This is a genomic window from Microvirga antarctica (assembly GCF_017921815.1).
In the GTDB taxonomy this organism is placed as follows: Bacteria; Pseudomonadota; Alphaproteobacteria; order Rhizobiales; family Beijerinckiaceae; genus Microvirga; species Microvirga antarctica.
In genome coordinates this window covers 26052-47323 of record NZ_JAGEMM010000006.1, presented here as the reverse complement: position 1 = coordinate 47323, position 21272 = coordinate 26052, and the positions used below count along the sequence as shown (strand labels likewise).

Sequence of the window (21272 nt, the reverse complement as noted above, 5' to 3'; positions counted from 1 at the left end):
CTGCGAGCGATCGACTCTGTCACGGCTGGGGCGCCAAGTCGAACGTCAGCTTGTTGATTTTGCCGGTAAACTTGAACGGAACATCATAACGATGTTCGATCAGCGCAAGGGGTGTGCGGGTGTCTTCTCCGATGTCGAAGGACTCGTCCTCCGGGAAGGTGATCGGCGTGGTATGCTCCATGGAGTTCCGGGCTACCTCCCGTCCATCCACGGACAGAACGCCCGTTCCACCCTTGCCCAACGCGGGTCCATCGGATTTGAAGTTGAAAACAATGGTGTGCTTGCCGGACGTCAATTCGGGGCCCTCCCAGGTCGTCCGTTTCAGATCGAGCAGGTTATAGAGAAAAACGACCTTGCTTCGCCCGAAGCCGAACTCGCCCTTGGTCAGAAAGAGTCCATAACCGCCAAACCGCCCGCCATCGGTGACAATCATCCCCTCGGCGCCGCCATCCGGGATGTCAACCTCTGCCGTGATCGAATAAGACTTGTTCATGATATTGGGCGCACCGCTGTTGGGCACGCCCGTCATCCCCCCGGTATAAGTGAATACCTTGCGTCCCTCGGTGAGACTTGGACGCGGCGCCACGAAACGCGCAAGGGTTGAGTTGTCGAGCGGCAGAACGTCATGCTTCTCGGCTTCGAGATAGAAGATTGCCTGCAACTGCTTCACCTTCTCCGGCATCGTGGCGGCAAGATCATTGGACTGCGTGGGATCCTCCAGGACATTGTAGAGCTCCCACGCATAGCCCTCGATCACATCCGGAGGTGTGTCGGTACTTGGGGCCCAAGGCAGATTGGCGGGCGTTGTCGCGGCGACCCAACCTTCGTGATAGATCGCGCGATTGCCGAGCATTTCGAAATATTGCGTGGTGTGCCGGGTTGCTGTGGTCGCGTTGGCCTTGTCCCATGTGGACACCATACTGACGCCGTCGATCGCACGCTGCTTGATGCCGTCGATCGTATGGGGAGCCGAAACGCCGGTCGCTTCGAGAATGGTCGGCACGATATCGATCACATGATGGAACTGGCGACGGATGCCGCCCTGGTCGTTGATATGACCGGGCCACGACATGGCCACGCCCTGTGCGGTTCCACCAAAATGTGACGCTACCTGCTTGACCCACTTGAAGGGCGTGTCCATCGCCCACGCCCAGCCTGCTGCAAAATGTGGGAATGTCCGCTCCGAACCCCAGAACGGGTACCAGAGGAACTGATCCTTGACCGGAACCTGGACGCCGTTGAAAAAAGTAAACTCGTTCGGCGTACCGTCCAGCATCCCCTCGGCGCTCGCGCCGTTGTCTCCGCTGATATAGATGATCAGCGTATTGTCGAGCTGACCCATGTCTTCGACGGTCTGAATGACGCGGCCGATCTCATTGTCCGTATAGGCGAGATACGCGCCGTAGACGTCAGCCTGCTTGACGAAGAGTTTTTTCTCCTCCCAGCCGAGGCTGTCCCATTCCGGGAGCCCCTTGGGCCATGCCGTCAGTTGAGCGTCAGGGGGCATGATCCCAAGGCGCTTCTGATTGGCGAAGATCGTCTCGCGCAGCTTGTTCCACCCCTCATCGAAGAGATGCTTGTCGCTGATCGTCTTGATCCAGTCCGGGCTCGGGTGGTGCGGCGCATGCGTGCCGCCGGGCACATAATAGACAAAGAACGGCTTCTCGGGCGCAACCGCCTTCACCTGCTTCATGTGCTGAATGGCTTCGTCCGCCATGGCCGTCGTGAGGTTCCAACCTGGCTTGCCCTCAAAGGGGTAGATCGGGGTCGTGTTGCGAAAAAGGTTCGGCTGCCACTGGCTGGTATCGCCACCCACAAAGCCATAGAAATATTCAAAGCCCATCCCGTTGGGCCACTGGTCGAAGGGTCCGGCCTGCGTTGCCTGATAGAATGGCGTATTGTGGTCCTTGCCGAACCACGAGGTGGCGTATCCGTTGTCCCGCAGGATCGTGCCGATCGTCCCGGTCTCCTTCCGGATGATCGAGTCGTAGCCGGGGAATCCGGTTGCTGCCTCGCCCACCACGCCAAATCCGGCCACATGATGGTTGCGCCCTGTGATGAGGGCGGCGCGGGTCGGAGAGCAGAGCGCGGTTGAGTGGAAGTTCGTATATCGCAGGCCAGCGTTGGCGATGCGATCGAGCGCAGGGGTCGGAATGACGCCGCCGAATGTGCCGGGCGCGCCGAAGCCGACATCGTCCGTCATGATGAGCAGCACATTAGGCGCACCCTTCGGCGGAACAATACGGGGAGCCCACCAGGCCTGCGAGTCAGAAGCCTTCTGGCGGATAACGCCACCGAATGCCGGATCGGGCGGTGGAAGCTGTTTGCCGTCAAGGGTGGTTGTTGCGCCGGGGGATCCCGGCGTACCGGTAATCTGCTGAGCCAGCGCAGAAACACAAGTGAGGGCCAGCAGACCCACGCTCGCCAAGAGGGTGCGATTGAACATTGCCATGGAACGCTCCCGCCGGCCAGAACGGCCTCACCCTAACCTAAAGGTACGCTGGGAGCATCACGCCCCACAAGTCCAGATCCCTCAGGCTGGGAAAATGTCGGGAATGACGACCGACCGCGGCAAGGATCATCCTGGAGCGCGCCCTTCGTGTTGAAGCTGCGCTCTGTCCTCGACAAGGCGCGGGTCTGCCATCAATCGCGGTCGGGCGCTCCCAGCGGGAAGAGCGAGCGATAGGGCCGAGCCTCGTCCACTGCCCGCGCGAAGGATGGCCGGTTGAGCAAACGTGTTCGATAGGCACGGACCTGCGCAAATTCGGCACTGATCGGATGCGACCAATCAGCGTAGAATAAAGCGGGCGCAGCCGCGCAGTCAGCAAGGCTGAAGGACCCGCCCCCAGCCCATTGCCTGCCGGCAATCCGATCATCGAGCCACCCGTACGCTACATCAAGCATAGCGCGCGCATCCTGAACGCCAGCTTTGTCACGGTCTGCGGGGTCCCTGAGGCTGTCGAACACGATTTTCTGCTGAGGCGTCATGATGTAGGTGTCGAAGAACCGATCCATCATCCGCACTTCGAGAGCCGCGTGGGCATCCTCCGGAATCAGCCTGACTGGCCCCGGGTGGTGCAGTCCGAGATGTTCAATGATGATGCTCGACTCGACAACGGTTCGACCACCGTCGACAAGCACCGGAAAGCGCTTGAAAGGCCACAGCGTCGCCAGCTCGCCGGCCGCACCCGGATCCTCGGGACCAAGCATGCGCCAGTGAAAGGATGTGGCGTTCTCGTAGAGCGCGACGAGAACCTTCTGGCAATACGACGAGAATGGGTGCGCGTAGAGCGTCAACGACATGAACTTATTCTCCCTTGAAGGCACTCTTCCCGGGCTTGCGCAGCTGATGCAGCGTCGTCTTCCCAACTGTTCCCGGCGGGCGCAGCCTCTGCGGCACCGGCGCGGGTTGGTCTGAGATGCAGCTCTTCTACATGCTGTTGAGGTGCAGGATGTTGCCGTCCGGGTCTTTGAACCACGCCATCTTCATCTTCCCCGATACATGGACATCACCCTCGAGATGCATCTGCTCGCTGTCGGGATAATGCTCGAACGTGACACCATTGGCGGCAAGTTGGCCGATAATAGCATCGATCTGATCGCCGCAATCCCAAACGACCGCATTGGCTCGGTTGCTCCCCGCAGTGTCGGATTGATAGACGATCAAGACAGTCGCACCCGTCTTGAAGGCGATCACCCCCTCCATGGCCTCATCGGCAACTTCCAGCCCCAGCACATGCGCATAGAACAAGCGCGCACGGGCGATATCCCGCACCGCCACGATGGCGGATGACGTCTTGGTCCGAAGCAAGGCGTCACGCTTGTCGCGTATCCCGGTCACGTCCGTCCACCGACCATCGCGAACATCGCGCCCTGCGGATCCGCGCATTGGATGATCCAGGCCCCGCCAGGGACCTCATGCGGCCCGTTGAGCACCTGTCCTCCACCGGCAACGACGCGCTTCATGGCCGCGTCGATGTCTGGCGTATTGAAGTAGTATAGCCAGAACGGTTTCGGGATTGCCTCCATCTTGGTCATCATCCCGCCGATCGGATCAGCACCGGCCGAGAAGAGCTGGTACTTGCCCATCTGGCCCATATCCATCGCCTCGGCCTTCTGCCAACCGAACATTTCCTCATAGAAGGCGAAAGCAGAATTCCACTCGGCCGCATGGAGTTCGTGCCAGCCAACATGTCCGGGCGCCCATGGAGAAGGCTTTTCCGAAACGGAGCCGGTTCCGCGAAACAGCACAAAGGCGGCCCCCTGCGGGTCGGCCACGACCGCAAATCGTCCAACGTCGGGGATATCCTCTGCGGGGCGAAGGATCGCGCCTCCGGCGTTGACGACCCGTGCGGCCGTGGCGTCCACGTCGCTTGTCCCGATATAACCGATCCAGCCAGGCTTCGCGCCAGCCTCGCAGGCCTCCGCGGGCAGCGCCATTGCGCCGCCTATGCGTGCGTCGCCCGCTCTCAGAATCGTGTAGCGGAAATCAGTCCTGCCGAAATCTTCGGTCTGCCATCCGACAACGTCGCGATAAAAGCCCTGCGCCGAGTCAAGATCGCTCGTCATGAGTTCGTACCACACGAAGGTGCCTTCAGACTCCGACATCGTTTCGTCTCCCATGGCAGGTTTTTATCAGAGGATGGATCCGCGTTGACAGTATGGTTGATATCAACGCATATGGAGCATGCCGACGTCAACCACGATTCCGTTCGAGACGACCCTGCTCGTTCGAGACACTTGTCTGTGTCTTCACGCCCAGCGTGCAGCCCGCGCGCTGGCGCGCCGCTTCGATATCGCGCTGCGCCCCGTAGGCCTTACCAGCGGACAATTTTCACTGCTCATGTCGCTCAACCGGCCCAAGCCAGCCTCGATCGGCTCAGTGGCGGCGCTTCTCGCGATGGACAGGACGACGCTGACCGCGAACCTGAAGCCTCTTGGCCGGCGTGGCCTCTTGGCAGTCGAGACTGATCCGGCTGACAAGCGCAGCAGGTTGCTGACTTTGACCGACCCCGGACGAGAGGTCTTGATTGCGGCGATCCCGATCTGGGAGCGGACCCATGAGAAAATCGAGCGCGGGGTGGCGGGATTGGACGTGGCAGGCCTGAGACACGCCCTCACGTCACTTGCGTAAGATTCTCGTCCTCGGGCATTGCTGATCCTCGGAGTTGGGAGCCCTTCACCTCCGCATCACGATGGGTCCTGTTCAACTCACCTTCTTGACAGGTGGCAGCACCCACGACCCGTCGATGATCGAGGGGTCGCCTTCGTTGGGCCAATAAAGCCGCATCATCAGCGTGAACTTGCCTTTGGGCGCGGGCAGCCAGTTGGACTCCTTGCCCGGGCCGGGCGACGCGTTTTGAAGGTAGAGATCGATCGAGCCGTCCGGGTTCGCCTTGAGGTTCTGCCGCACGCTGATCGAGTACCGGTTAATCGGATTCTCGACGAAGAAATAGTCCTCGTCGTACATCGTCAACGACCAGAATCCGCTGACCGGAGGGGTCTTTCCCTTCTTGAAGGAGAGGACGTACTTTTCTGACCCATTGTAGGCACGGCTCAGCATGCCGCCTTCGGACTTCGACGTCGGATAGACGGCGTCCTGCGGTCTGTTCGCGCCGAGCCCGATTGCCGTGACGAGCGCACGCTGGATATAGTTTGTCCCGTAGAGCCCGGTCTTCGTGGTGAATCCCCAACCGTTGACGTCCTTGACGTCGCCGCCGCTGAATTTGAAGTGAAGCATGATGCGGTCGAACGCCACTTGCGGGACGCGTCTGGCGAAGAGTGGATCGAACTTACTCCTGTCAAAGTCTTGACCGGGCACAATGCCGATTCGCGCGAGCCGTTCCAGCATCGGCCCATCGGCCTCATAGGGCGGATTGCCCTTCATGAGATCGCAGAGGAGCGTAAAGTACTCGATCGCATCCATGCGATTAACCTGATCGCGAACTGGCGTCTTCATGTCGATGGTGAGATCGACCTTGCCGGCTGGCGGCGTCCAGGCCTTTCCATAAGCGCTCAGCGGCACCAGCTTCACAGCGTCCTGAAGGGCATGGACGACTTTGTAATCTTCGGGTGTGCCGGTGCAGTAGATCCGCCCAAGGAGCCAGACTAGGCTTGTCTGGGAGGCATACTGGACGACTCCCTCCGGCAGAGTGCCTTCCCAGCCAGGACCCGTAATCGCGTAGGTCTGGGCAGCTGTCCCGGTGGTTCGTTTGCCCGGCACCTGGAAAACGCTCGTCCAGCCATCGAGTATCGGAAACAGGGCGTAGCGGTCGCCCATGGCGGGAATGCTGAACACCCATGGCTCCGGCCCCACGTCAAGAAAAGCGGTCGTGTAGAGCGTATCCGCGTTTGGCGCCGTAATGTCGCGAAAGGAGGCTGTCGGATATTCACGCACCTTGATGACCTGACCCATCGGCCCCTTCGTGGCTTCCACAGCAGGGACATTGGTCAGGACGCGACGCGTCATTTCCATGGTCACAAGCGGATAGCCAAAGGTGTAGGCTTCGACCGCTATCGCAAACTCTTCCGTTCCCTCGATCAGGTTCACGATCGGTCCGTCGAGGGCGCGAGCGGTTGACCCAAGAGATGTGGTGGCGAGCAGTCCCAGAGCACTGACCGATAGGGCGCGACGCGAAATCGTCATGGTTGTCTCCCCGGAGAGGCATTGGCAGGCTCCAATGCGCATACACCCAAGCTTAGACCCCGACCTCGATCCTGTGATTGACAAAAAGGTGGAGAGCTCTGACTTTTCCGGAGAGGCTCCATCCAGCGGGAGCTCGGAGGCAAACCCATGCGCGTGATGGTTCTGGTGAAGGCGACGATAGAGAGCGAAGCGGGCATCCTGCCGTCCGCCGAGCTCCTCTCTGCCATGGGGCGATTTAACGAAGAGCTGATCGGCGCAGGCATCCTTCTGGCCGGCGACGGATTGCGGCCGTCGTCCAAAGGCAAGCGTGTGGCCTTCGACGGGGCCGACCGCACCGTGGTCGATGGGCCATTTCCCGAGACCCGCGCGCTGGTCGCCGGCTTCTGGCTATGGCACGTGAAGGACATGGTAGAAGCAGTGGCCTGGGTCAAGCGTTGCCCCAATCCCATGCCGGGACCAAGCGAGATCGAGATCCGAGAGCTCTACGAGGCATCAGATTTTGCCGACTTGTTGACCTTGCCCGTTAAGGAACGCGGTGACCGAGCCGGCTAATCGCGTGCGAGCCGCTGTCGGCGGACAACACATTCGGGCCACCCATCCAATGCGCGCCAAGTTTGGACGACCATCGGAATTGCGCGCGCCCGTTTGATCAAGATCAAATACAGCCATCGCAACATGGACATGATGTCGGCGAGACCTGCCATGGGCCAGGTGCCGCGTCAGGCAGGTCACGACTGATCCAGGCCCTGTCTGGCGGCTGCAACACGTGCCGAGGACATTCATTCGGCACCGTTGCGCCATTCTTCAGAGCCTGCCGCGTCGTAGCCGTGCAGCACAGCGGACCCGCAGGCGCAATGTGCACAGTGGGACACGTCACCACCTGCGGACGGGAGGTCTTCATGAAGATGTTTGCCATGTTCCTCGGTACCAGTCTGGCCGTTCTGGGCTCAATCGGAGCCGCGAGCGCGCAGCCCAACCCGATCCAGGGGACCCCCGGATCGCTATTCCCGAACGCAGCGCCAAACGAGGTTCAGATCATCAACGGCGTTCCCTGTCGGACCATTCTCGTTCAGGGCAGCAACGTGCGCGTGCCTGTCGAGTGCGCTGGGCCGATTGCGACTCGCATGTTCGACCCTTCGACGACGGGCAGCATCCGGGTCGATGAGACGGCTGGCCGCTCGCTCTCCGGGACACCGGGTTCGCTCTTCCCCTATGCGGCGCCCAACGAGGTCCAGATCATCAACGGCATGCCGTGCCGAACCGTCCTTGTACCCGGCAGCAACGAACGCGTTGCCGTGGAATGCGCTCGGTGAACTCCGCTCGGATCACCGTCCCTGTGCGCGAAAGCAAGCGCGACGCGACATCCGGCTTGAGATGAGCGCCAAACAGGGAACATTGCTACCTCGGCGCCAGTCCGGTGGCGCCGAGCCTGTCGGTGACCATCGAAGCCAGACGCGATCGCTTGTCGTCTTCCGACGTGTGAACCATCGAGATGACCGTTGACGACGTCTGCCGATCTTTCGCCTCGACCTGCGAGCGGCAGCGTGTGCAACGGATCGGCTGGACAGTTTTGGACCTGGTCCGCCGACCCGCGTGGAGACTCTCAGACATCGCCTTGTCTGCGGGTCTCTGTGCTTCGCCGGGAGCCCGACATGCGCGCCGATATAGCGACCTGAAAGTCCGGATGACGGGTACTGACGGATCTCTTCGGTGACGAGGAGCTTGATCATCGATCGCATGCGCGCCAAGGTCTGACCGGATTCTCCGGTCACAAAGGTATCTCATGAGCGCGCTGTTCACTCCGTTTCGTCTCGGCAATCTTGAATTGCGCAACAGGATCGTCATTGCGCCCATGTGCCAGTATTCCGCCCATGAGGGACTCGCGACCGACTGGCACGTCATTCACCTTGGCGGCCTCGCCCTCTCCGGAGCCGCCTGCCTGATGATCGAGGCAACGGCTGTCTTGCCCGAGGGACGCATCAGCCCCGACGATCTCGGGCTCTGGTCCGACGAGACTGAAAGCGCCCTGGGTCGCGTGATCGAGACAGTACGCCAATACTCGGACATGCCCATCGGCATTCAGCTTGCCCACGCTGGCCGCAAGGCCTCCACGCGTGCCCCTTGGAAAGGGAGCGGCCAAATTCGGCCGGCCGAGGACAGTGGATGGCAGACTGTGGCACCGTCGGCCCTCGCTTTCACTGACGGTGAGAATCCTCCGATCGCACTCGATCACGACGGACTTCGCGCCGTTCGGAATGCTTTCGCAGATGCCGCCAAGCGCTCGGCGCGACTCGGGTTTGACGCCATCCAGATCCATGGCGCGCACGGATATCTGCTCCATCAATTCCTTTCGCCATTGGCGAATCAGCGGGAGGATGCCTACGGCGGCAGCCTCGCAAACCGGATGCGGTTTCCCCTCGAAATCTTCGATGCTGTCCGCGAGGCATTCCCCTCAGAGCGGCCCGTCAGTATGCGTGTATCTGGAACCGACTGGGCCGAGAACGGGTGGGATATCGATCAGACCATCGTCTTTTCACAAGAGCTCGCGGCGCGAGGCTGCGGTGCTATGCACGTCTCCAGCGGAGGCCTGACGCCCGCCCAGAGAATCCCAATCGGGCCGGGCTACCAGGTGCCGCTTGCCCGCGCCGTCAAGGCGGCGACAAACCTGCCGACCATCGCGGTCGGTCTCATCACCGGTTACGATCAAGCCGAGGCAATCGTCGGCACGGGAGACGCCGACTTTGTGGCGCTGGCTCGCACCATCTTGTACGATCCACGTTGGCCCTGGCACGCGGCCGCCCACCTAGGCGCGACCGTGAAGGCACCGAACCAATATCTCCGATCCCAGCCCAGCAGATATCGTCACCTGTTTGACACGTAAGGAACCGGGGCAACGCGGGGCACGGCCAGCCGATGCATCGCGTTCGCCATCCCTGAACGTCGTGGGCGCCGATGACCTGTTCTTTCCGCGCCTTAGACTCCATCCGAGCACGTCGCTCCCCCACGCGGTTCCGTCTTGCCGGACGGCGAATGCCTAACGTATTATGGCTCCGACCTTGCGATGAACCTGCAATGCTCCGTGGGGACGCCAAACGTTCGTTGGACCTGGAGGACATGACATGAAATGCGTGCTGACCGGATTTGTTCTCGCTTTCGTCTCGACAGCGGCCCTCGCGCAAGTTGGACCGCCGACATCCCAGCGTCCTTGCTCAGAGAACCGGCAACTGGTTCTCAAAGAGGGCGCAGTCGTCCTCGACACGGGGCCGAATACCTATGCGCGTTTCGTCAAAAGCGGCGCGCAGTGCCTCGTCGATCAGTTCCCTGAACCGGCATGGGTACCCAGTTCCAATAACCCCCAGTGCTTCATCGGCTATCGATGCCGCGACAGCTCTGACGAGTTCTAGGCGGAACTTCTTTTTTGCTTTGGCGCTTCAAGGTGCAGGGCCTTGACCCTCGGTGGCACAAGCCAACGAGGCGACTTCCCATTTAGGCACGCGATTGCCTGAAGCGACCTCATGGGCGCAATCTTACGGGATGGCTGCCACGCGCGGGAGCTCAAGGGTGGCGCTCGCCCGGCGCTGTCTCCGATCGAGGAGACCTGCCGTCATCTCAGCCTTCCGGTAGCGCGTGACTTGCGCGGCGTCAGGCCTCCTGCCGCACGAGAAGCGATCTATCCGACCACGTGCCATCGATGCTGGAAATCGCCGAGGGCGCGCCCGCCACTCGGCGTGACGATGTAGTTGTTGGTGGCCGAGATGCCGAGGCGGTCTGACGTGATAAGCCCGGGGTGGATGTTGATCATCATATTGTCCGTGATCGGGTCGACGGAACCAGGCATCCCGAACGGGCGAAGCAGGGAATGCATGCCCTGGCCGTGAAAGTCCCACAATCTCCTGCCGACGATTTCGACTCCCGCTTTCTCATACGTCCTGCGAATGACCTGCACCACATCGTCGGCGATCATTCCTGGGCGGATCGCCGTCATCGCTTCAGAGATCGCGAGAGCCACGAGATCGAATTTTCGCTGCCAGCCGTCGTTCGGAGCGCGGAACGAGAAACAGCCCCCGAGTTCGATCAGATACCCGCCTGGAGTGAGGAACTCCATGAACATCTTGTAGATGTCCTCACGGTCGATCTGGCGATCCGTTGCCGGACGTGTGCCGCTCTTCATGTCGTGATTGAGATGGATGACGCCTTCGAGGCAGCCACCTTGGATGGCGACGCGGTACGCGTCGGCGACAACCTCTCGCTCGGTGCGTCCGGGACGAAGGGCATCCCGAAAGGCATCGAAGATCCGCGACACGAGGCAGTGGGAGACCTCCACCGCAACAGCGTCATTCGTAGAAAGCGTCGTCCAAAGATCCTCAACGAGGTGCGTTGCGTCTTCAACAACGCGGTCTTCGAGCCCGCGCAAGAGCCTGGTGGCATCCCCGAAGGACACAAGATTAGTCAAGCCCACCACGCCGACACGATCCCCTGCTGCCGTCATGGTTCGCAGCTCGGTCAAGAGGCTCTCAATCTTGTCGATCACGCCACGCGTATCCTTCACGGCGCTCAACTCTTTTGCCCACTCCGCCTGCGCGCCAAGCCCCAAGAAAAGGATAGGGTCGCCGGACATCGGAATCACCATGTAGGCCGATCCGCCATGCAAGCGCCAATCCGCGTAATAGCGGATATAGCCCTTCTGCTGGAACTCGCAGTTTCCGGCCAAGATGATCGCCGAATAGCCGTTTCCCAGCATGGCAGCTCGAAGCCGCTTCAATCGGGCCTGCACTTCATCCGCGGCTGCCATATCAGGTCCCTTTTCGTCGCCACCGTTGTCAGGCACAGTGCATCACGCACTCCTTCCCGAGGCAATGCACGACATCGCATTGTTATCGCTGAGCAGCTGTCACTTGAAGACATTTTCCACAGGACGATTGAAGGCCTCATGCAATCCTCACAGCTTGGCAAATATCTGGGTTAGCCACACCGTTCGATGACATTCCTTTTCGGGTCGAGCGTCGCTCCGGTGACCAGACCGTGCGTCCAATGCGGAAAGTCCAAGCGAGCACACATCAGCGAGATGCATGCCGACGATCTCGGGTCATCCTCTGGGCTCCCGCCAGCACAGCGACGCAGCCCAGGGCAAGCCGATGACAAGCCGTGCGTCGGCGGGGGCGCCTGACGGTTAGCCTGTCGCAAACACTATTGACGAGACCTGTCCAAGGTCGCACTGCTCTTCTATGACGCCCGCGGATGACACCGAATCGACGCTGAAATCGCCGACGGTCTTTGCACTTTTCACGATTTGTCTGTGGATTGGTCTCTTCAGTTTCGGGGGCGGGCTGTCGGCGTGGATCCATCGCGAGTTCGTCACCCGACGCCGTTGGATCACGGAGGATGAATTCATGAACGGTCTGGCGCTCGGCCAGATCCTTCCTGGCGCAAACATCACAAACCTGACTGTCTATATTGGCCAGCGACTGCTGGGACCGCGGGGCGCTGCCGCCGCTTTGCTGGGTCTTCTGGTCGGCCCCTTTCTGGCGGTCATTGCGCTGGTTTCGCTCTACGAGACGTTCGCAGATCTGGCATGGCTGCACCGCGGGCTCAGCGGCGCGGCGGCCGTGGCCATCGGCCTAATGTTTGCGGTGGCCGTCAAAGGTGCACGTCGTGCTGCTCGGGCCTACGTCCCAAGCTTGGTGATGGCCGCAACCGTCATCGCGGTCGGCTTTCTGAAATGGCCGTTGTTGCCTGTCGTCGCGGTTCTCGGGGTGATCAGCGTGGCGATGGCGTTTCTCAGGAGCGATGTTTAATGCGCGACAATCCGTACTGGGCGCTCCTGTCGGTCTTCGTTCCGTTTTCTCTGATATCCTTCGGCGGCGGCGGAAGCATCTTCGCGGGAATCCAACACCAGTCCGTTGATGTGCACCATTGGGTCACCGCACGGGAATTCGTGAACCTCTTCGCCATCTCCCGCGGGGCCCCCGGGCCCGGATCGATGCTGTCCACCCTGATCGGGTGGAAGGTCGCGGGCTGGGGTGGAGCCCTGGCCGCGACCCTTGGACTGTTCCTGCCGTCGTCGCTGCTCTGTTACGGCGTGGCCCATGTGTGGAACCGCCACCGCGGAAAGCGCTGGCATACGGCTCTTGAGCGAGGCCTTGCGCCCATTGGCGCGGGACTGCTGCTCGCGGGGGTCGTGTCGATTGTACGGATCGCCGAAACCGGCATTCCGGGTTTCGTGCTGGCGGGCGCATCGGCCCTGGCCATCACCATTCTGCCGCGCATCAATCCCCTCATTCTGCTCGCGATCGGTGCCCTCTTGTTCGTCACATTCGTAAAACATTCCTAAACGCAGTGTCAACTGTCGACAAACTCATGACGTGGTCTTATTGTGGTGTGAGATTGCTCGACTGGGGGCCGAATGACTCTTCTCCTCGACAACGCCGCCATCGCACCCCTGATCGACCCGACGGACTTCGTCGACGTGCTTGATAGCGCCTATCGTGCCTTTGCGGCTCACGAGAGCTGCGGACCACCACGGATCGACCTTCAGGGCCTGCCCAAGGAGGACAATTCGAACTATCAGCTGGGCCTCGCCGTCGGGATAGGCTCAGCAGGATACGCGGCGCTGCGCATTAAGTCCGACATGATTTTCACCAGGGAAGTCGACGGTCTCAAGCGCAAGGAAAAATACTGCGTCCAGCCCGGGACTTACTTGGGCCTCGTCATGGTCTTCGATGCGACCGACGGCGGCCTGAAGGCCATTCTTCACGATGGACTGATCCAGAAAATGCGCGTGGGGGCGGATTCCGCCCTTGGCATTCGCTACATGGCCCGTGAGGACGCCACCACCCTCGGAATCCTGGGGGCGGGCGGAATGGCACGAACGCATGTGGCCGCCATCACGGCAGTGCGCCCCATTCGCAAGATTCGGATTTTCAGCCCAACAGAGGCGAACCGTGCCGCCTTCGCCCGGGAGATCGAAGACCGCTACCAGATCGCGGCTGAAGCGGTCGGGCGGCCGGAGGATGTCTATGTGGGGGCCGACATCGTCTCGTCCTGCGCCAATGCGATCGGCCCGATGATCATGGGTCGGCATCTGGAAGACGGCACTCACATCACCTGCATTGGCGGGACCCTGGACGACGAGGCCAACCAGCGGGTCGACGCAGCGCTGCGTTTCGGCAATGCGACGGCTCCGGTCGAGCTCGACTCCTGGGCTGTCGAAGAGGAATGCCTGACATTTGCGGCGAACGGTCGTAAGTCTGAACACGGCGCCGGTCAGCGGTTTGCCCGCATCCCCCGCGAGCGGCGTAGTCTTTTCGGGGAATTGCTGGCCGACCCTTCACGGGGCCGGAAAAGACCGGAAGACATCACTTTTTCCGAGCGCGGCAACATCCACGGCGTGCAGTTCGCCGCTGTAGCGGGAAGGATTTACGAGAAAGCACGAGACGCCGGGGTTGGCATCGAACTTCCCGACTCGTTCTTTCTGCAGTCTATTCGGAACTGAGTAGGCGGCCTCTTCTCCGCGGCCTCTTCTCCACGGCCACTTGCCAGGCCACGGGTTGACGCCGGACGCCGGGGTTACTTTATAGATCGTCGTCCGCGATCAAGCGAGCGGCAGTGAGGTGGGTGCGCCCGATGGTATCGTTGGTCAATTCAGAAGGGGAATCCGACTCGGTTCTGCGCACGAACGTTGTGGCCCAATCCCTCTCGGACAAGGTTGTCGATATCCTGATCGAGGCGATTGAACGCGGAGAACTGGCGCCCGGGGCACGCATTCGCGAGGCCTCGATCGCTCGGCAGCTTGGGATCAGCCGCGGCCCTCTTCGCGAGGCGTTGAGCCGTCTCGCCGGCCGGAAGCTCGTCGAATACACGCCCAATCTCGGCATGCGGGTGGTCGTGACCTCTACGGACGACATTCGCGAGATTTTTCAAATCCGCGAAGTGCTGGAGGGAGCGGCAACCCGCCTTGCCACAGAAAACATGAGCGAGGCGGACCTGGTCGATCTAGCGGCGCTACTGGAAAAACATCGCCATGGGACTGAGCTCCAAGTCGGCTCGGCCTATTATCAGCGCGCCGGAGATCTAGATTTTCACTTCCGGATCGCCCAGGCGAGCGGAAATGCCCGCCTGGTCGATCTCTTGTGCCGGGACCTCTATCACTTTCTCCGAATCCATCGCTTTAGAGCCAGCTCGTCGCCAGGGCGCGCCGCAATCGCGTTCGACGAGCACAGGGCGATTGTCGCTGCCATGACGACCCGCGATGCTCATTTAGCCGAGACGCTGATGCGCCAACATATCCGCGGCGCTCTGGAACGTCTTTCCGCAGACTGACGCATGCCCGTCTCCCAATCTCTTCCGCGCGAGCAGCGCACCAAGCGCTTGACAGACAGGACTCGACCCAGACTATAATCTGTCAACAGTTGACCGACAAATGTCGACAGGTCCGGGGAGGATCATGAGCAAGCTCGAAATCGACAATGTCAGCATGAGCTTTGCCGGCATCCGGGCCGTGAACGGCGTTTCGTTACGCGTTGAGGAAGGCGAGACGGTCGTCCTTCTGGGATCGAGTGGCTGCGGAAAAACGACACTTCTCCGCTTGATTGCCGGCTTCCTTCGCCCGACGTCAGGCGCCATCAGGGTGAACGGTAAAGTCGTCGCGTCCGAGGCGATCATGGTTCCGCCTGAGCGACGCTCCCTCTCCATGGTGTTTCAGAGCTACGCGATCTGGCCGCACAAGACGGTTGCGGAGAACCTCAGTTACGGCCTGCGCCTGCGCGGTCTCGACAAGATCACAACGGCCGAGAAAGTCCGGGTCGCGCTAGCAACGGTCCAGATGGACGCCTATGCCGACCGCTACTCCGCGGAATTGTCCGGTGGCCAACAGCAGCGCGTCGCCTTGGCGCGGGCCCTCGTCCTCGAACCCGAGATCCTTCTCTTCGATGAACCGTTGAGCAATCTGGACGCGGCTCTTCGTGAGCATATGCGATTCGAAATCAAGGCGCTTCTCACCAAACTGAAGATTACGAGCATCTACGTGACGCACGATCAGAACGAGGCGATGGTCGTGGCCGACCGGATCGCCGTAATGAACAATGGGCGGATCGAACAGGTCGGCTCGGCGGAGGACGTCTACTACCGGTCGGAAACCGACTTCGTCGCCAAGTTCATCGGTCTCGCAAACGTGTTCGATGCCGAAGTCCTGGGACCGGCGGACAACAATTGCATCCGCCTGCGCACTCCAGGACTTGGAGACGTTCTCGCGACAAGCGGGAACAGGCATTTCAAGGACGGCAGCGCAGTCAAACTCTACATCAGACCGGAGAACATCCGGATCTCGCCGCAGGCGGGATCCGGTGAGAACCACCGGCGAGGCCAGGTGATGCGCCGTAGCTTTCTCGGAGCGCAACTTGATCTTCTCATCGATGTCGGCGGCACCGCTTTGCGGGTCGTGGGCCCCAGCGCAGCCGGAGAGCGCCATGTCGATGCATCCACGTTTCTCAGCTTCGATCCTGCCGATTGCCTCGTACTGACAACAAACCAATAAGGGGAGGACTTCATGCGCCACCGTCTCGGAACTCTTCTGCTAGGAATTCTCACTCTACCGATTGGCCTGACACATGAGGCTCTCGCACAGGCGACGGTCCCCACGATGGACGAGCTCTATCAGGCTGCGAAAGCGGAAGGAGCGGTCGATTTCGGCGGAGCGGTAAAAGAGGATGCGGCGCAGGAACTCCTCCAGGCGTTCTCCAAGAAATATCCCGGCATCAAGGTGAGCTACACTCGCCGCTCAACTGAACCGATGGTGCAGCTTATCGAGGCGGATCGCCTTGCCAACAAGGTGAGTTTCGATCTGATCAATCTCACCGAACCGGCCGACATGGTTCGTTACAAGACCGAGGGTTTCGTCCAGCCGGTGCCGCTGCCTGATCGGGACGTGCTGCTTCCCGGGACCTACGATCCCGACAACTACTACTACGCCCTTGGCATCACGCCGATGTACGGGATCTACAACACGGCGAGCCTCAAGAAGGCAGAGGCGCCCACATCGCTCAAGGCGCTTGTATCCGATCCGAAATGGATCGGGAAAGTTGCCATCTCTAGGCCGTCCCGCGGCGGAACAGGCGCGGCAGCCCTGCTCAATGTGGTCGATGCGGTCGGCGTCGACTTCCTGAAGAACGTCAAGGAGCGCGATATTCTTCTCACACGCGGAAACGAGGCGGCCGTCAGCTCTGTCATCTCTGGCGAACGGCCAGTCAGCTGGGGCGTCAGTGGGTATCGCGCTCTTGAGGCGAAGGCCGCAGGCTCGCCGATCGAGCTGATCTATTGGGACGAGGGCACTGCCATTGCACAGTTCATGGGAGCCGTTCCCACCAAGGCAAACCATCCCAATGCCGGAAAGCTTTTGCTCCGCTGGCTCATGACCAAGGAGGGGCAGGAACTGCACGTGAAGGCCGCCGATTTTTACTCGCCCCGCAAGGATGTAGAGCTTGCGCCGCGCAACGAGCCGCCCCTGTCAAAACTCAAGATTAACCTCTTCGGCAATGATCGTCTTCTGAAGACAGGCCAGGAACTATCGTCTGAATTCGACAAGGCCGTCGGGCTCAAGTGACCAGTTAGGCGACAGACAGGGCGCGTCTCGCGCAGCCCTGTCCTTTTGTCCGGGTCGGAACCAGCAGAAGGACGACGACGTGACAGGTGTGACCTTTCCAACCAAGGCACGTCCCCTCCATCTGCGGGCGTTGGCCATCTTTGAAGATCTGCGGCAGGAATGGCTCCGCACGATCATCATGGTCGCGGCCGTTGGCATCGTCGGATGGCTCGTTCTCTATCCACTCGCAATTCTCTTCAATCTCGGCCTGCACTCGCGCACCGGCGCCTTTACCTTCGACAACTACATTACAGTCTTCAGCGAGCCTGGTCTCGTTAGCGCGCTCGTGAATTCCATCGTGATCTCGGCAGGAACGACTGTAGCCTCCCTGCTCATCGCCCTGCCGATGGCCTGGGCCGTTTCGCGCACAACGATGCCGGGCAAGCAGTTCATTCGATTGGCGGTGCTGATCGCGTTCGTGATGCCGAATTTCATCACGGCGATCGCATGGATCCTTCTTGCCGGACCCAATGCGGGACTTCTCAATGTATTCATGCGGGAGGTCTTTGGAGTAGCCAAAGGATGGAGTGTGTTCTCTCGCGGCGGACTTATCCTCGTTCTCACCTTCAGTTTTTATCCTCTGATTTTCTTCGCCAGCGCGGCAGCTCTCGACAACATGGATCCTTCCTACGAGGAGGCTGCTCAAATGGCGGGCGCTAGCGCCTGGCGTGGCTCGCTCGGAATCTCGCTTCCGCTCGTCATGCCGGCGATCGTTTCGTCTTCGATCTTCGTGTTTCTTGAGGCCATGGGTGCATTCGGCGCCCCCGCCGCCATCGGCAACGCCGCGTATTTCCACACTCTCACGACCAAGATCTACGAGCTGTTCTCCTACCCGCCGCGGTTCGAACTCGCGGCCGCGGCTGCGACGCCGATCATCGCCTTCACGGTCCTCGGGTTGATGCTGCAGCGATATGCCACCGGCAGGCGGCGCTTCAACGTAATCTCCGCCAAGCCGAAGGTCGCACGCGCCGTAGACATTGGAATCGGCCGGTGGATCCTCTTTGCCTTTTCCATGCTGGTGATCTTCGCCAGCGTCGCCCTTCCGCTCTTCGTGCTCGTCCGAACCTCCCTTCTTTCCCGCTGGGGCCTTCCCTTCACGTGGCAGAACCTGACCTTCAAGAACTATGCGGCGTTGTTCGACACCTCAACGATCCTGCCCCGGGCGGTCGGAAACAGCCTCATGGTGTCAGCCGGAACAGCGAGCATCTGCGTTGTGCTTGCTCTCGTCATCGTGTGGTTGATCGAGCGCACCAAACTGCCGGGTCGCGCGCTCCTGACCTTTATCTGCACCGTCACATTTGCGTTCCCCGGGATCGCGCTCGCGGTCGGTTTTGTCCTTGGTTATCGGGAGCCTCCGCTGGCTCTGTACGGCACCATTTGGCTGTTCTTCATCGCGTTCACGGCTCACCGTTTTCCCTTCGCATTCCAGTTCGTCCGCAACGGCGTCAAGCAGCTGTCGACGGAACTCGAGGAGGCCGGCCGCATGTCTGGAGCGTCGTGGACACGGACGCTGGTTGACATTTCGGTTCCGCTCCTCAAGAGCGGCATGATGGCCGCCTGGATGATGGTTTTCGCCGTGACGCTTCGCGAGTTGAGCATGGCAGTGCTGCTCAACGTTCGGGGCACGGAGACCATGCCAATCGCCATTTTCAACTTCGTCGACAACGGCACCTTCGAAAGCGCTGCGGCCGTGTCGGTCGTTCTCATCGCCATGAGCATTCTGTCTGTCGCAATCCTCCGTCGCATCGCCGGGAAGGCGCAGATGGAAGTGTGAGGCTTGTGATATCTCTGTCCGACACCAGAGCGGCTAGCCTGATGGCGCTTGAGCCTCTCTATGTGGTCCTGCTCATTGTCGGAGCAATTGCCAGCTCGATCTTCGGAGCGATCAGCGGCTTTGGCGGCGGCCTGATGGTCACGCCGTTTCTGGTGCCCGTTGTGGGCTTCAAGGGCATCGTTCCGGTGATGACCATTGCGATGATTTTCGGCAACGGCATGCGGCTCTGGGTCTATCGCCGCAGCGTCCAGCCACGCTTCATCGGCATCATCTCGATCGCGGTCATTCCCGGTATCGTGGTCGGAACGATGATCTACGACAGCCTGTCGCCACGAATGGCTGCCGCCGTCATCGGGCTCTTTCTCATCGCCTCAATCCCATTGCGGTGGGCCCTGAAAAGCAAACCGATCGAGCCAACGCCTCCACGCATCGCCATCGTCGGCTTCGTGTTCGGAATCATCACGGGGTCCAGTACGGGCGCGGGTGTCATTCTTCTGTCCCTTCTGCTCGGAATGGGACTTTCGGGAACGGCGCTGATCGCCACCGATGCGGTGGTGGGCGTTCTCGTCAACCTGATGAAGACCGTCATGTTCGGCGGTCTTGATCTCATCGATCGCGATCGCCTCCTCATCGGGGTGGCGGTCGGACTGGCGATGATGCCCGGCGCCTTCGTCGGACGCTGGCTCGTCGAGCGGCTACCGATGCGCGTTCACGTCGCGCTGATTGAAACCGTCGTCTCGGGCGTGGGCATTTGGTTCCTGTGGCGCGCCTGGCGAGGCGTTTGATGCGCCGCCCCCGGGTTGGGGGCCTTCAGCGCACCTGCATGGCCCGGGGCAGCTTTGCCATGTCGTCCACGTCGTCCATTCCGAGGACGAGATCGATGACCTGCTGCTGCTGATCGGCCTTCATGACTTTGCTGGCGAGCTTGCGGAACTTTTCTACGATCTCGTCCGCCGTTGCGAAAGATTGCTCGCTACCACGGGGCGCCTCTCGGGTCTCTTCGTCGTGGTAACCATCTTTCAGGAAGAGCTCGACACGCACCTTGTGCCGGAACTTGGAGCCCAGCGCCGTGATGGCGGGATCGTGCACCACCTGCACCTTGCGTGAAAGGGCAATTCTGGCTTCGTCGTGCACGACCTCCGGCTTGAACTGGTCCACGAACACATCGTCTTCAAGCAGAAGCGTCGCGACGCAGAATGGAAGGTTGAGCTGAGCTGAGGTCAAGCCCTCGGGCCGGTATTCCCAGCCCACATGATCGACGGTCACCTGCGATCCGTGCACGACGATCTTCTCGAGTTCGTTGATGGCAAAGGGTCGACGGTCCTGCATCGCCCGGATGGCATCCAGGGTCGTGTGATTGCTGCCCACGCAGGAATAGAACTTGAGAGAAATCCGCATGGTCTCGAACCGCTCGCCGAGCCCTGCGCTGAGCTCTTCCATGTTGAAGCGATCTGTGGAGCGCGAAAACGTCGTGCAGAAGCCGCCATACGGCGCCTCAAACACGTCGATAATGCCGGTAAATCCCCGCTGCGCCAGAAGTGCGCCGTAGAGCCCGCTCTGCGAGGAACGCCCCGCATGCATGCGCTTGACCATTGCGCCGAACTGGGCAGCCATGAGACCTGCTGACTGCGTTCCCGCAATACCGAGAGCATGGATGGTTTGTTCCGGATCTAGCCCTAACGCCCGTGCTGCGCCTGCGGCGGCCGAGAAAACGCCCAGCGTGGCACCGGAGTGCCATCCTTGTCCGATATGTTCCTGCCCCATGCACATTCCGACCCGCGGCCCGATTTCATATCCGGCGACAGCTGCTGCCAGAAAGTCCTTTCCTGAGAGAGGAGCGCCTGTCTCCGTCACCGCGATCAAGGACGGCAGGGTCACGGCGCCCACATGCAGCACACCCTGGCGGTGAACGTCATCCAACTCGAATCCCTGGACCTGCGTGCCATTGACAAGGGCAGCGTGGGGCGACGAGAGACGCATGTCAGTTCCCCAGATCGTCGTGCTTCGCGTATCGTCGATGCCGGACAAGGTCGCCTGGAGAATCTCACACCACGGGGTCCGTGCGCCGTAGAGCGCGCAGCCGAGAGAATCGAGAATGAGAAGCTTGATCCGCTCGCGCACGTCTTGCGGCACAGCGTCGTAAGTCAGCCCGGAAACAAACTCCGCGATGCGACGCGTGTGGACATTGTCGACTTTGGCGTGAGTGCTCATCATGG

At 60.8% G+C, this 21272-nt stretch carries 20 protein-coding genes; 13 read left to right on the top strand and 7 right to left on the bottom strand.

Annotation, left to right across the window (positions count from 1 at the left end; translation table 11 throughout):
* Positions 1 to 19: 19 nt before the first annotated feature.
* The 4 genes from J4G32_RS16770 to J4G32_RS16755 all read right to left on the bottom strand — a co-directional run bounded on the left by J4G32_RS16770 (position 20) and on the right by J4G32_RS16755 (position 4608).
* Entirely contained in the window at positions 20 to 2446 is a 2427-nt protein-coding gene (locus J4G32_RS16770) for an arylsulfatase (RefSeq protein ID WP_210496913.1), read from the bottom strand.
* Positions 2447 to 2643: 197 nt separating this feature from the next.
* The gene (locus J4G32_RS16765) at positions 2644 to 3303 is read right to left on the bottom strand and encodes a glutathione S-transferase family protein (protein ID WP_210496666.1); all 660 of its coding nucleotides are present in this window, start codon (positions 3301 to 3303) and stop codon (positions 2644 to 2646) included.
* 127 nt (positions 3304 to 3430) lie between these two features.
* Positions 3431 to 3841, bottom strand: coding sequence for a VOC family protein (locus J4G32_RS16760; RefSeq protein WP_343232669.1), 411 nt, complete (start codon positions 3839 to 3841; stop codon positions 3431 to 3433).
* A complete protein-coding gene (locus J4G32_RS16755) occupies positions 3838 to 4608 on the bottom strand; it encodes a VOC family protein (RefSeq protein ID WP_210496664.1) in 771 nt (256 codons plus the stop codon). The genes J4G32_RS16760 and J4G32_RS16755 overlap by 4 nt, the downstream gene beginning before the upstream one ends.
* Before the next feature lie 79 nt (positions 4609 to 4687).
* Here J4G32_RS16755 and J4G32_RS16750 point away from each other — a divergent pair, with 79 nt between their 5' ends.
* Positions 4688 to 5134 carry a MarR family winged helix-turn-helix transcriptional regulator gene (locus J4G32_RS16750; RefSeq protein WP_210496663.1) on the top strand — a complete coding sequence of 149 codons (447 nt, stop codon included), beginning with the start codon at positions 4688 to 4690 and terminating at the stop codon, positions 5132 to 5134.
* 72 nt (positions 5135 to 5206) lie between these two features.
* Here the strand turns inward: J4G32_RS16750 and J4G32_RS16745 are convergent, their stop codons facing one another.
* The gene (locus J4G32_RS16745; protein WP_210496662.1) at positions 5207 to 6646 is read right to left on the bottom strand and encodes a DUF1254 domain-containing protein; all 1440 of its coding nucleotides are present in this window, start codon (positions 6644 to 6646) and stop codon (positions 5207 to 5209) included.
* A gap of 147 nt (positions 6647 to 6793) precedes the next feature.
* Here J4G32_RS16745 and J4G32_RS16740 point away from each other — a divergent pair, with 147 nt between their 5' ends.
* The 4 genes from J4G32_RS16740 (at position 6794) to J4G32_RS16725 (ending at position 10050) form a co-directional block, all read left to right on the top strand.
* A complete protein-coding gene (locus tag J4G32_RS16740; protein ID WP_210496661.1) occupies positions 6794 to 7198 on the top strand; it encodes a YciI family protein in 405 nt (134 codons plus the stop codon).
* Between the two features lie 347 nt (positions 7199 to 7545).
* A complete protein-coding gene (locus J4G32_RS16735; RefSeq protein WP_210496660.1) occupies positions 7546 to 7959 on the top strand; it encodes a hypothetical protein in 414 nt (137 codons plus the stop codon).
* A gap of 470 nt (positions 7960 to 8429) precedes the next feature.
* Positions 8430 to 9527 (top strand): NADH:flavin oxidoreductase/NADH oxidase, encoded by a 1098-nt coding sequence (locus tag J4G32_RS16730; protein ID WP_210496659.1) that lies wholly within the window; start codon positions 8430 to 8432, stop codon positions 9525 to 9527.
* Between the two features lie 238 nt (positions 9528 to 9765).
* Positions 9766 to 10050, top strand: coding sequence for a hypothetical protein (locus J4G32_RS16725; RefSeq protein WP_210496658.1), 285 nt, complete (start codon positions 9766 to 9768; stop codon positions 10048 to 10050).
* A gap of 266 nt (positions 10051 to 10316) precedes the next feature.
* Here J4G32_RS16725 and J4G32_RS16720 read toward each other — a convergent pair whose 3' ends face one another.
* A complete protein-coding gene (locus tag J4G32_RS16720; RefSeq protein ID WP_210496657.1) occupies positions 10317 to 11438 on the bottom strand; it encodes a M24 family metallopeptidase in 1122 nt (373 codons plus the stop codon).
* 433 nt (positions 11439 to 11871) lie between these two features.
* On the opposite strand from J4G32_RS16720, the gene J4G32_RS16715 reads away from it, so the two are divergent.
* The 8 genes from J4G32_RS16715 to J4G32_RS16680 all read left to right on the top strand — a co-directional run bounded on the left by J4G32_RS16715 (position 11872) and on the right by J4G32_RS16680 (position 19841).
* Positions 11872 to 12441, top strand: coding sequence for a chromate transporter (locus tag J4G32_RS16715; protein ID WP_210496656.1), 570 nt, complete (start codon positions 11872 to 11874; stop codon positions 12439 to 12441).
* Positions 12441 to 12977: a chromate transporter gene (locus J4G32_RS16710; protein WP_210496655.1), complete on the top strand. Its 537-nt coding sequence runs from the start codon at positions 12441 to 12443 to the stop codon at positions 12975 to 12977. Before J4G32_RS16715 ends, J4G32_RS16710 begins: the two co-directional genes overlap by 1 nt.
* 72 nt (positions 12978 to 13049) lie before the next feature.
* Positions 13050 to 14138, top strand: coding sequence for an ornithine cyclodeaminase family protein (locus tag J4G32_RS16705; RefSeq protein ID WP_210496654.1), 1089 nt, complete (start codon positions 13050 to 13052; stop codon positions 14136 to 14138).
* 131 nt (positions 14139 to 14269) lie between these two features.
* Positions 14270 to 14965, top strand: a complete 696-nt coding sequence (locus J4G32_RS16700) for a GntR family transcriptional regulator (protein ID WP_210496653.1) — start codon at positions 14270 to 14272, stop codon at positions 14963 to 14965.
* A gap of 124 nt (positions 14966 to 15089) precedes the next feature.
* Positions 15090 to 16178: an ABC transporter ATP-binding protein gene (locus J4G32_RS16695; RefSeq protein WP_210496652.1), complete on the top strand. Its 1089-nt coding sequence runs from the start codon at positions 15090 to 15092 to the stop codon at positions 16176 to 16178.
* Positions 16179 to 16190: 12 nt separating this feature from the next.
* Positions 16191 to 17243 carry an ABC transporter substrate-binding protein gene (locus tag J4G32_RS16690; RefSeq protein ID WP_210496651.1) on the top strand — a complete coding sequence of 351 codons (1053 nt, stop codon included), beginning with the start codon at positions 16191 to 16193 and terminating at the stop codon, positions 17241 to 17243.
* Positions 17244 to 17322: 79 nt separating this feature from the next.
* The gene (locus J4G32_RS16685) at positions 17323 to 19056 is read left to right on the top strand and encodes an ABC transporter permease (protein WP_210496650.1); all 1734 of its coding nucleotides are present in this window, start codon (positions 17323 to 17325) and stop codon (positions 19054 to 19056) included.
* Positions 19057 to 19097: 41 nt separating this feature from the next.
* Positions 19098 to 19841: a sulfite exporter TauE/SafE family protein gene (locus J4G32_RS16680; RefSeq protein WP_210496649.1), complete on the top strand. Its 744-nt coding sequence runs from the start codon at positions 19098 to 19100 to the stop codon at positions 19839 to 19841.
* A 25-nt stretch (positions 19842 to 19866) separates the two neighbouring features.
* On the opposite strand, the gene J4G32_RS16675 is transcribed toward J4G32_RS16680, so the two are convergent.
* Positions 19867 to 21267, bottom strand: coding sequence for an MmgE/PrpD family protein (locus J4G32_RS16675; RefSeq protein WP_210496648.1), 1401 nt, complete (start codon positions 21265 to 21267; stop codon positions 19867 to 19869).
* Between the last annotated feature and the right edge of the window lie 5 nt (positions 21268 to 21272).